This is a genomic window from Protofrankia symbiont of Coriaria ruscifolia (assembly GCF_900634745.1).
Taxonomy (GTDB): Bacteria; Actinomycetota; Actinomycetes; order Frankiales; family Frankiaceae; genus Protofrankia; species Protofrankia californiensis.
In genome coordinates, this window is sequence record NZ_CAAAFR010000157.1 from 1 (window position 1) to 11,226 (window position 11,226).

At 71.1% G+C, this 11,226-nt stretch carries 11 protein-coding genes; 2 read left to right on the forward strand and 9 right to left on the reverse strand.

The genetic code is table 11. The annotated features are described in order from the left end of the window. Window positions 1–255, forward strand: a 255-nt coding sequence (locus CV1CTNOD_RS25820; RefSeq protein ID WP_207386517.1) for a hypothetical protein, incomplete at its 5' end; no start/stop codon positions are given. Between the two features lie 238 nt (window positions 256–493). Here CV1CTNOD_RS25820 and CV1CTNOD_RS17310 read toward each other — a convergent pair. The 9 genes from CV1CTNOD_RS17310 to argC form a co-directional block, all read right to left on the reverse strand. After that, window positions 494–1,240 carry a DNA-3-methyladenine glycosylase gene (locus tag CV1CTNOD_RS17310; RefSeq protein WP_131787085.1) on the reverse strand — a complete coding sequence of 249 codons (747 nt, stop codon included), beginning with the start codon at window positions 1,238–1,240 and terminating at the stop codon, window positions 494–496. Continuing rightward, window positions 1,222–2,634, reverse strand: coding sequence for an argininosuccinate lyase (gene argH, locus CV1CTNOD_RS17315; protein ID WP_165485587.1), 1,413 nt, complete (start codon window positions 2,632–2,634; stop codon window positions 1,222–1,224). The genes CV1CTNOD_RS17310 and argH overlap by 19 nt, the downstream gene beginning before the upstream one ends. Before the next feature lie 71 nt (window positions 2,635–2,705). Further along, entirely contained in the window at window positions 2,706–3,908 is a 1,203-nt protein-coding gene (locus CV1CTNOD_RS17320) for an argininosuccinate synthase (protein ID WP_131787087.1), read from the reverse strand. Window positions 3,909–4,056: 148 nt separating this feature from the next. Then, window positions 4,057–4,647, reverse strand: a complete 591-nt coding sequence (argR, locus tag CV1CTNOD_RS17325) for an arginine repressor (protein WP_431607131.1) — start codon at window positions 4,645–4,647, stop codon at window positions 4,057–4,059. Window positions 4,648–4,709: 62 nt separating this feature from the next. Further along, on the reverse strand, window positions 4,710–5,717 hold the full coding sequence (gene argF / locus CV1CTNOD_RS17330) for an ornithine carbamoyltransferase (protein ID WP_131787088.1): 1,008 nt from the start codon (window positions 5,715–5,717) through the stop codon (window positions 4,710–4,712). A 100-nt stretch (window positions 5,718–5,817) separates the two neighbouring features. Then, entirely contained in the window at window positions 5,818–7,056 is a 1,239-nt protein-coding gene (locus tag CV1CTNOD_RS17335) for an acetylornithine transaminase (RefSeq protein ID WP_131787089.1), read from the reverse strand. After that, complete coding sequence (gene argB / locus CV1CTNOD_RS17340; RefSeq protein ID WP_131787090.1) at window positions 7,053–8,132, reverse strand: acetylglutamate kinase; 1,080 nt, start codon at window positions 8,130–8,132, stop codon at window positions 7,053–7,055. The genes CV1CTNOD_RS17335 and argB overlap by 4 nt, the downstream gene beginning before the upstream one ends. After that, window positions 8,129–9,280, reverse strand: coding sequence for a bifunctional glutamate N-acetyltransferase/amino-acid acetyltransferase ArgJ (argJ, locus tag CV1CTNOD_RS17345; protein ID WP_131787091.1), 1,152 nt, complete (start codon window positions 9,278–9,280; stop codon window positions 8,129–8,131). Before argJ ends, argB begins: the two co-directional genes overlap by 4 nt. A 115-nt stretch (window positions 9,281–9,395) precedes the next feature. Next, window positions 9,396–10,424 (reverse strand): N-acetyl-gamma-glutamyl-phosphate reductase, encoded by a 1,029-nt coding sequence (argC, locus tag CV1CTNOD_RS17350; RefSeq protein ID WP_131787092.1) that lies wholly within the window; start codon window positions 10,422–10,424, stop codon window positions 9,396–9,398. Window positions 10,425–10,737: 313 nt separating this feature from the next. Here argC and CV1CTNOD_RS17355 point away from each other — a divergent pair. Further along, window positions 10,738–11,226, forward strand: a 489-nt coding sequence (locus CV1CTNOD_RS17355; RefSeq protein ID WP_431607130.1) for an RCC1 domain-containing protein, incomplete at its 3' end; no start/stop codon positions are given.

Here is an 11,226-nt window from a genome sequence, read left to right on the forward strand (position 1 = left end):
TTCACCATGGGGCACCTCTCGATGCCCGCCTGGGACAACCTTTCGAAAATTACTGTTAGAATCTTGTTGAGTCAAACCAACCCGGATCACCCGGCGTTCGCCTCGACGACTCCTCCGAACACTCACAGTGAGCCTCGGGCCGGGGATGGGGGCCATCCGAGCGGTGAAACCGGTTCGGGTGTCTCCCGGCTTTCCGCCGGCAAGGAGAACATTACGGGTGGCCAACGGGATCGTCAAACGCCAGAGACTTTTTGATCTGTGATGTACATCACATCATTCGAATGTCGCCTTGACGCACCCATCTGGTATGGGACTATCACTGACTGCCCCGGATGCCCGGGCTAGAGATCGCGAAGATGCCCGGAGGCCCAGGTCAAAGGCGTTTTGATCATGGTTTTCACGCCGCCGGAGCCCCCGGAAACCGTGGAGTGGAGCTGCCCGGCAGGCTCCTGATACGGACTCGCCAGACAAGGTCCCGCCAGACAAGGTCCCGTCAGACGAGGTCTCGGCCGGCTTCCGGCGCCGCTGCCGGTGCTGGAACCGCCCGGCGCTCACGCCGCGAGCCGCTGACCGACAGCTCCCCTGTGATCCACAACCGCCATTCCCGATCCGCTGCGGCCCTGACCCCGACCCGGGGCCCATGGGCAACCCGAGCTTCGTCGATACCAGGGCCCGCGCAGAGCACGAGCGCGGCCTCGTCCGCGGACAGAGCGGGCAGAGCGGCACTCCCGCCGGAGTCGCCCCTCCCGACGAGGGCGGCACCATCGGGTCCTGCATCGATGGGGCCGGCACCGTTGAGGACGAGGTCGGCACCGTTGAGAGAGCCGTCGACGGCCAGCGCCCTGGTGAGTCGGGCCGGCCCCCTGGCCAACGCCGCCCTGTCCAGGTGCGAACGGCCGCGCGCCGCCCTGTCCGCCCCCTCGACCACCTCACCGGCGCGCAGGAGGACAGCGGCGGCTTCGCCGACCGGCCCACACACGATGTTCATGCACCAGTGCATGCCGTATATGAAGTAGACGTACAGGTGCCCGGGTGGTCCGAACATCACCGCGCACCGTGGGGTCAGGCCGTGGAACGCGTGCGAGGCGGGATCGTCCTCGCCGCCGTAGGCCTCGACCTCGGTCAGCCGAACGACGACCCCGCCCCGACGCAGCCGGGCACCCAGCAGGTCACGGGCGACATCCAGCGGCGGCCGGTCGTAGAACCGCCAGTCCGGGACACTCAGGAGCCGCCCGCCCACTCACGGTCCTGACGCAGGCGTTCGGTGAGCGCGGCCAACTGCTCGCGCACCCGTGCCGGCGCCGTCCCACCCGGAGCCGAACGGGCCTCCAGCGCGCCCTGCACGGACAGCACCGAACGCACACCCGGGGTCAGCCGGGGGTTGATGGCCGCGAGCTCCTCGGCACCGACCCCGTCGAGGCCGACGTCGTGCGCCACACACCAGGCCACCAGCTGCCCGACCGCCTCGTGCGCCTCCCGGAAGGGCACCCCGCCCCGGACGAGGTACTCGGCCACGTCCGTCGCCAGCGCAAACCCGTCCGGAGCGGCCTCGGCGAGGCGCTGGCGCCGCACCCGCATCGTGGCCACCGTCCCGGCGGTTGCCGGCAGCACCAGCAGCAGGGTGTCGACCGCGTCGAACACCGGTTCCTTGTCCTCCTGCAGGTCGCGGTCATAGGCCAGAGGAAGCCCCTTGAGCACCGTGAGCAACCCGATGAGCGCCCCGATCAGGCGGCCGGACTTGCCCCGAGCGAGCTCGGCGACGTCCGGGTTCTTCTTCTGCGGCATGAGCGAGCTGCCGGTGGCGAAGGCGTCGTCCAGCTCGACCCAGCCGAACTCGCGGCTGGTCCACAGGACGATCTCCTCACCGAGCCGGGACAGGTGCACGCCGATCAGCGCGGCCACGAACAGGAACTCCGCGGCGAAGTCACGGTCGGAGACGGCGTCGATCGAATTCTCGAAAGCCGAGTCGAAGCCGAGTTCGACGGCGACACCCCGGGGGTCCAGCGGCAGCGAGGACCCCGCCAACGCCCCCGCTCCGAGACTGCACACGGCGGCGCGGCGATCCCAGTCCCGCAACCGGTCGACGTCCCGGGCGAACGCGTGGACGTGCGCCAGCAGCTGGTGGGCGAACGAGATCGGCTGGGCGTGCTGGAGGTGGGTCATCCCGGGCGCGGGTGTGTCCACGTGCGCCGTCGCCTGGTCGACGATGGCCAGCTGCAGGTCGATCAGACGGGCAGCCACCTGGCGGACGTGATCCCGCAGGTACATCCGCAGATCGGTGGCAACCTGGTCGTTGCGGCTGCGCCCGGCCCGCAGCTTGCCCCCCAGGGTGCCGAGGCGTTCGAGCAGCCCCCGCTCCAACGCCGTGTGCACGTCCTCGTCGTCCACGGTCGGGCGGAAACGCCCGGTACGCACCGCCTCCGACAGATCGTCGAGAGCGGCGAGGACGGCGGTGAGCTCGCCGTCGTCGAGCAGACCGGCACGGTGCAGCACCCGGGCGTGGGCGCCGGATGCCTGCAGGTCGTAGGGAGCCAGCCGCCAGTCGAACTGGACGCTGACCGACAGGCGAGCCAGCGCCTGCGCCGGACCGCCGACAAAGCGGCCTCCCCACAATCGGGTCGGCGGCGGGGACACCGACGACGGGGACGCCGCTGGCTGGGACCCCGCCGACGACGGGGATACCGGTGGCTGGGACCCCGGTGCGCTCACCGTGACAGCCGCTGTTCCCGAGCAGCCCACACCTTGCTCGGCAGCCCCCACAGGTCGATGAAACCGCGGGCGTCGCGCTGGTCGAACTGGTCGCCGGCGTCATAGGTCGCCAGTGCGTGGTCGTACAGGCTCGCCTCGCTGCGCCGCCCCACCACCTGGGCCACCCCGCCGGCCAGGCGGATCCGCACCTCGCCGCTGACCCGGACGCTGGATGCGTCGACGAACGCGTCCAGCGCAGTCCGCAGCGGCGAGTACCACAGGCCGTCGTAGACCAGCTCGGCCCAGCGCTGGTCCACCCCGCGCTTGAACCGGGCGGCATCCCGCTCGAGGGTGAGGTCCTCCAGGTCACGATGGGCGGTCAGCAGGGTGATCGCCGCCGGGCACTCGTATATCTCCCGGCTCTTGATCCCCACCAGCCGATCCTCGATCATGTCGATCCGCCCGACGCCCTGCGCGCCCGCCCGCGTGTTCAGTTCCGCGACCAGAGCCACCAGCGGCAGCGCGCGGCCGTCCAGTGAGACCGGGAGCCCGTCGACGAAGCCGATCGTCACCTCGTCCGGCTCCCGCGCAAGCGTCGGGTCGGCGGTGTAGACGAAGACGTCCTCCGGGGGCCGCGCCCACGGGTCCTCGAGCACGCCGCACTCGGCTGTGCGACCCCACAGGTTCTGGTCGATGGAGTAGGGGGAACGCGCTGTCACGTCGATCGGCAGGCCGCGTTCGTCCGCGAAGGCTATCGCCTTGTCCCGGGTCATCCCCGAGTCGCGGACCGGCGCCAGCACCTTCAGATTCGGTGCCAACGCCATCACGCCGACCTCGAACCGCACCTGGTCGTTGCCCTTGCCGGTGCAACCATGGGCGATGGCCCCGGCACCGAAGGTGTGCGCCGCCTCCACGAGGTGGCGGACGATGACCGGCCGCGACAGCGACGAGATCAGCGGATAGCGGTCCATGTACAGGGCGTTCGCCCGGATGGCGGGGGCGACGAACGACCGGGCGAACTCCTCCCGCGCGTCGACCACGACCGACTCCACCGCCCCGCAGGTCAGGGCGCGCTGCCGGATCACCTCGAGATCCTCACCACCCTGACCGACGTCGACGGCCAGGGCCACGACCTCCGCACCGGTCTCGGCGCCGATCCAACCAATGGCCACGGACGTGTCCAGGCCGCCCGAATATGCCAGTACCACGCGGTCAGTCACCGCTGATCAACCTTTCTTCTCTTCGTTCCCGGGCGTTGCCTTCAGCCGTTGCCTCCGGCCCCGGCGATGTCTGTTTCTGAGGCTCGATCTGTTTCTGGGGCCCGTCTGTTTTTCTGGGGCCCACGCCTATGTCCAGGTTCCCGAACCACTAGCCGGCGGGGGTGGAGGAACTGGGGTCGACCAGGCCCGCAAGAGAGTCACGGGTCCGGCCCTCGGCCAGGCCGAGCAGCCGGGCGGCCAGTTCGGGCCCGGTCGGATCGTCGCCGGCGCCGGGCGGACCGCCGGTGACCGACCGGGCCGACCGGCACACCACCAGCACCGTGTCGTCCCCGGCGATGGTGCCCATGACCTCCAGCAGCGACGCGCGGTCCAGGGCCGAGGCGAACAGCTGCGCCGCACCCGGCGGGGTCCGCAGGACCACCAGGTCGCCGTTGGCCTCGGCCGAGACCAGCAGCTCCTCGCAGAGCCTGCCCAGCGGCAACCGCACGGACTCGGCCGGCGCCAGGTTGACGTCGACGGCATAGACGAGTCCGCCCTGCGGGCTGCGCACCTTGGTCGCGCCGAGATCCTCCAGGTCGCGTGACAGCGTCGCCTGCGTGACCTGGACGCCTTCGGCCGCGAGCAGCCGGGCCAGCTCCGTCTGCGAACGCACCGGCTGCCGGGCGATCAGGGCGGCGAGCCTTACCTGGCGTGCGTGCTTGGTCAGCGGTGCGGCCGCATGGCGCACCGCCCCGGGCAGCTGCGCGGTCACGGCAGCCCCAGGCGCCTGGGTGGTCACGGTGGCGTGGCCCTGCCGGCCTGTCACGACGTGACCTTGCCGGTCAGCGCCGCGGGCAGTGGGTGGCGCGTCGCGTCACCCGGCCGGTCGCCGGCAGCCCGATCGTGATCTCCCAGCAGGAACGACAGGAGTGCCTTCTGCGCGTGCAGCCGGTTCTCGGCCTGGTCGAAGACGACCGATTGGGGGCCGTCGAGCACGGAACCGGCGATCTCCAGGTCGCGGTGCGCCGGCAGGCAGTGCATGACGATCACATCGTCGCCAGCTGCCTCGACCGCCTTCTCGTCCAGCCGGTACGGCTGGAAGACCAGCGACCGGCTTTCCGTCTGATTGTCCTGGCCCATCGACGCCCAGACGTCGGTATAGAGCACGTCCGCGCCGGCCGCGGCCTCAAGCGGGTCGTGTGTCACCAGGATCTCCCCGCCGGTGACGGCAGCGATCTCGTTGGCGTGCCGGACCACCTGCTCGAACGGCTCGTACCCGGGCGGCGAGGCGACCCGCACCCGCATCCCGGCCAGCGCGCCGGCGAGGACCAGCGAATGCGCGACGTTGTTACCGTCCCCGAGATAAGCCAGTGCCAGTCCGGAAAGATCACCTTTTTTCTCCCGGATCGTCTGCAGATCGGCAAGCGCCTGGCACGGGTGGGCGTGGTCGGAAAGCGCGTTGACCACGGGCACCGAAGCCGCCGCGGCCAGCCGTTCCAACCGCTCCTGCGCGAACGTCCGTATGACGATCATGTCGACATACCGGCTGAAGACGGCGGCCGTGTCCTCGATGGACTCGCCCCTGCCAAGCTGGGTGGTCGCCGCGTCCACCACCACCGGGTGCCCGCCGAGCTCGGCCACGGCGACGTCGAAGGACAGCCGGGTCCGGGTGGAGGGCTTCTCGAACAGCAGCACCACCGAACGGCCGGCAAGCGGCCCGGGCTCGCCGGTACCCGCGCGGCGGGTCGCCTTCAGCCTGTCCGCCGCGTCCAGGATGGCGGCCTGTTCCTCCGGCGTCAGGTCGGTGTCGAGGAGGAAGTGTCGGGTCATGAGACGGCGTCCAAAGCGAACAGGGCAAGCAACAAAGCAAGCATCGTAGGGAGCGCCGGCGAACGAGGAGCGCAGCGAAGGGCGCTGTCGGGGTGCACCGTCATGCGCCGACCTTAGAACGTTCGGTGGCAGGTCGTGCCTGACCGGCGACCGCGGCCTGACCGGCGACCGCGGCCTGACCGGCGATTCCCGGCAGCGCCGCGACGAACTCGTCCGCCTCCGCGACCGAGAGCACCAGCGGTGGGGCGAGCCGGACCGCATCCGCGCTCACCGCATTGACCAGAAAGCCCGCCTGGCGGGCCGCGGTTTCGAAGGCGGCGGCGAACGGCGAGTCGAGCTCGATCGCCAGCCACAGCCCACGGCCGCGGACCCCGACCACGCCCGGTGCGCCGGCGCCGCGGATCCCGCCGGCGAGTGCGCCCCCCACCCGCACCGCGTTGGCGATCAGGTCATCCCGTTCGATGGTGTCCAGCACGGCGAGCGCGGCGGCGCAGACGACCGGCCCCCCGCCGAAAGTGCTGCCATGATCACCAGGACGCAACAGCTGCCCGGCCGGACCGAAGCCGACACAGGCCCCGATCGGCAGACCACCCCCGAGCCCCTTGGCGAGCGTGACGACGTCCGGGACGATGCCCTCGGCCTGATGCAGGAACCAGGTTCCGGCCCGGCCGATGCCGCTTTGTACCTCGTCCATGACAAGCAGCGCGCCGGCCCGGTCGCAGATGTCGCGGGCCGCCCGCAGGTAGCCCTCCGGCGGCGCGATCACACCGCCCTCGCCCAGCGTCGGTTCCAGGAACACCGCGGCGGTGCGCTCGCTGACCGCCGCCTCCAGCGCGGCGGTGTCACCGTAGGGGACGAAGCGCGCGCCGGGCAGCAACGGCTCGAACGGCGCCCGCTTGGAGGCCTGGCCGGTGATCGACAGAGCGCCCAGAGTCCGCCCGTGAAACGATCCCTCGGCCGATACGATCTCACCGCGGCCCGTCCGCCGCGAGATCTTGATGGCGGTCTCGTTGGCCTCCGCCCCGGAGTTGCAGAAGAACACCCGGCCGTCGGCGCCGCCCAGCAGCCCCAGCAGGCGCTCGGCCAGGACGATCTGCGGTTCGTTCACGTACAGGTTGGACACGTGGCCCAGGCGCCCGATCTGGTCACCGACGGCCTCCTGCACGGCCGGGTGGCAGTGCCCGAGGACGCTCACGGCCACCCCGGCGATCAGGTCGAGGTACTCGCGCCCGTCGGCGTCCCACACCCTGGCCCCCGCACCACGCTCAAGCGCGATCGGCGGACGGCCGTAGGCCGCCATGATCACGGCGTCCCGGCGATTGAGCAGCTCGGCGTTCACGGGGCTCCTCCCGTAGCGGGGTCTGGTCCTATAGCAGGGGCAGGTGTGGCCGGATCCGCGGCGGTGCCGTCCGGAATACCGCTGTCCCGGATACTGCCGTCCGGGATACTGCCGTCCGGGGCGGGCCGGCCGGCCGGCACCGGGGCGGTTGCCCTCCGGGCGCTGTCCGGTGTGATCAGGGTGCCGATGCCGTCGTCGGTGAAGACCTCCAGCAGGACGGCGTGCGCCACCCGGCCGTCGAGGACGTGGGCCTGCGGGACACCACCGTGTACCGCCCGCAGGCATGCCTCCATCTTCGGGATCATTCCCGCGGTCAGCGTGGGCAGCAGGTTCGCCAGCTCCTCGGCGGTCAGCTCGCTGATCACCTCGTCGCTGTGCGGCCAGTCCGCGTACAGCCCCTCGACGTCGGTGAGGATGACCAGCTTCGCCGCGCCGAGCGCGGCGGCGAGCGCCGCGGCGGCGGTGTCGGCGTTGACGTTGTACACCCCGCCGTCGATCCCGCGGGCGACGGTGGCGACCACCGGCACCTTGCCGGAGTCGAGCAGGGCGGTCACGGTCTCGGGGGCGACCTCGACGACGTCGCCGACCAGGCCGATGTCGACCTCCCGGCCGTCCACGACGGCCGGGCGCCGCTGCGCGGTGAACAGGTTGGCGTCCTCGCCGGACAGGCCCACCGCGAACGGGCCGTGGTTGTTGACCAGCCCGACGACGTCCCGGTTGACCTGACCGACCAGGACCATCCGGACGATCTCCATCGTCTCCGGGGTGGTCACCCGCAGCCCGCCTGCGAACACCGACTCGACGCCCAGCCGGTTCAGGTGAGCGGTGATCTGCGGCCCACCGCCGTGGACGACGACCACCCGCAGACCCGCGTAGCGCAGGAACACCACGTCGGCGGCGAACGCCTCGCGCAGCGCCGGGTCGCTCATCGCGTGACCGCCATACTTGATCACGATGGTGGAACCGTGAAAGCGTGACAGCCAGGGCAGCGCCTCGACGAGCACCCGCGTCTTGGCCAGGGCGACATGGCCCCGCGCGAGCGTCGCCGGCCGCTGCGGGACGGGTAGGGCGCTCACGTCGAGTACGCCGAGTTCTCGTAGACGTAGCCGTCAGTGAGGTCGTTCGTCCAGACCGTCAGTTCGGTAGCGCCGGCATGCAGATCGATCCGGATGCTGACCTCCCGGCCCGCCAGGTCGACGAGCTCACTCGGCTCCCCCGGAGCGCCACCACGGCACACCCACACCCCGTTGATCGCGACGTCGAGGGCGTCGGGTTCGAACGCGGCGCGGGTGGTTCCCACCGCCGCGAGCACCCGACCCCAGTTCGGGTCGTTGCCGTACAGCGCGCACTTGAGCAGGTTGCACCGCGCCACCGCCCGGCCGACCTCGAGAGCGTCCTGCTCGCCGGCCGCGCCGGTGACGGTGATGGCGATCGTCTTGGTCGAGCCCTCGGCGTCGGCGACCAGCTGCCCGGCGAGATCGGCACAGGTGTCGGTCACCAGGCCGCCGAGCGTCTCGGCGGCGACACTCACCCCGGAGGCGCCGCTGGCCAGCAGCAGCACGGTGTCGTTGGTGGACATGCAGCCGTCGGAGTCCACCCGCTCGAAGGTGGTACGGCAGGCGTCCCGCAGCAGCCGGTCGGCGGTCGGCGGGTCGACGACCGCGTCCGTGGTCACCACCACCAGCATCGTGGCGAGCGTGGGCGCGAGCATGGCCGCGCCCTTGGCCATCCCACCGACCGTGACCCCCTCCGCCGCGCACACCGCCTGCTTGCTGACGGTGTCGGTGGTGCAGATCGCCTCGGCGGCGGCGCCAGCGCCGGTCACCGACGCCTCGGCGACCGCCTTGTCCACGCCGGCCAGCAGCAGTTCCATGGGCAGGCGCACCCCGATCAGCCCGGTCGAGCACACGGCGAGCTCACCGGCCCCGATGCCGAGCAGGGCCGCGGTGTGCTCGGCGCAGCGGTGCGTGTCGGCGAAACCGGCAGGGCCCGTGCAGGCGTTGGCGCCGCCGGAGTTCAGCACGACCGCCCGCAGCCGACCGTCGGCGAGCACCTGCCGGGACCACTGCACCGGTGCGGCCTGCACCCGGTTGCGGGTGAACACGCCGGCGGCCGTGTCGAGGGGGCCGTCGTTGACGACGACGGCGACGTCCGGACGTCCGGACGGCTTGAGCCCGGCCACCACTCCCGCGGCCCGGAAACCGGCCGGCGCTGTGACGCTCATGATCCGACCCCCACGGTTGCTACTCCCGCCTTTGGATGATCATGATATGCCTTCGGACGGCCACGGCTTACCTGTGCACGGTTACTTCCTGTATGGCTACTGTCGGTGGAACAGGTCACGGGGCTACCCCCTGCGCGGTCAGGCCGCTGGTTTCCGGCAGGCCGAGCATGAGGTTCGCGCACTGCAACGCCTGGCCCGCGGCTCCCTTGCACAGGTTGTCGACGGCGGCGACAACCACCGCCCGTCCCGCCTGCTCGTCCGCCGTGACCTGCAGGTGGACGGCGTTGCCGCCGAAGGTCGCCGCGGTGTGGGGCCACCGTCCCGGCGGCAGGACCCGCACGAACGGCTCGTCGGCATAGGCCGTGAGCAGCGCGCCGCGCAGCGCGTCCGTGGTCACCGCCGGTTCGAGACGGGCGGTGCAGGTGGCGAGGATGCCGCGCGGCATGGGCGCCAGGACCGTGGTGAACGACATCGACACGGGCGTGTCGACCAGCCCGCCAAGGGCTTGCAGGATCTCCGGGCGGTGCTGGTGGTTACCAACCTTGTAGGCGGTCAGGTCGTTCATGACCTCGCTGCCGAGCAGGTTCACCTTGGGCGACCGGCCAGCACCCGACGTACCGCTGGCCGCCACGACGACGATGTCCTCGGCCGCAACCAGCCCCGCGACCAGCAGCGGGGCGAGGGCGAGGGTGACCGCGGTCGGATAGCAGCCCGGGGCCGCCACCCGGCTACTGGCCCGGATCGCCTCCCGTGCCGCAGGCAGCTCCGGCATCCCGTACGTCCACGTGCCCGCGTGCTCGCCACCGTAGGCCCGGCGCCAGGCGTCGGCGTCGGCGAGCCGGTGGTCGGCGCCCAGGTCGACGACACGGACACCAGCCGGCAGCGTTGCCGCGACGCCGGCGGACGCGCCGTGCGGGAGCGCGAGAAAGACAATGTCGGCGTCGACGCCGGCAAGGGCCGGCGTGCCGACGAAGACCCGGCCCGCAAGATCGGGAAGGTGCGGGTGGACCTCTATGATGTCCCGCCCGGCCGACGACCCCGCCGCCAGCGGACCGACCTCGATCTCCGGATGCCCGAGCAGCAGACGCAACAGCTCCCCGCCCGCGTACCCACTCGCCCCGGCCACCGCCGCTGTCATCCCCATGACTGAAAACTTATACACATCGTTTCATGAACATGCAACACCTTGCCGCAGGGAGTTGCGGTGCGACGTTTCGCCAGCACCTCCCGGTACCTGCCGGGCCGCCACGCCCCAGGCCCCGCCGGGCGGCATCCGGTCGCCTGGGGCCAGACCCGGGCAAACACGCGCCGACGCAAACGTGCGGCATGTGAACACGCAGCGACACGCGATGACACGCGATGACACGCAGCCACGTGAACACTTAGAGGAATTCTCTCGCTACTCTTCGCGATGTTTGGGTGTGGATGATGACACCCACCGGTTCTGAGGAGCAGAGATGTCTGGTCAACGATGGCGGATGGGAATATGGGCGGCAGCCGTGATAGCCACGGCCGGGGCGGTGGCCCTGCCGACGGCGGCTGTGGCCTCCCCGGGAGCGTCGGGTACGACCCCCCTGCGTACTGGCACAGAGCAGGCCTGGGGCCGCAATGACTTGGGGCAACTGGGCAACGGCACCACCACCACCAGCTCGGTACCCGTCCCGGTCTCCGGCCTCACCAACGTCACCGCCATCACCGGCGGCGGCTACACCGGGTATGCGCTGCGCCGAAACGGCACCGTCTGGGCCTGGGGCAACAACAACGAGGGCGAACTGGGCAACGGCACCACCACCGACAGCTCGACACCCGTCCCGGTCTCCGGCCTCACCAACGTCACCGCCATCACCGCCGGCGCGTACAGCGGGTATGCGCTGCGCCGGGACGGCACCGTCTGGGCCTGGGGCTACAACGCCTTCGGCCAGCTGGGCAACGGCACCACCACCGAC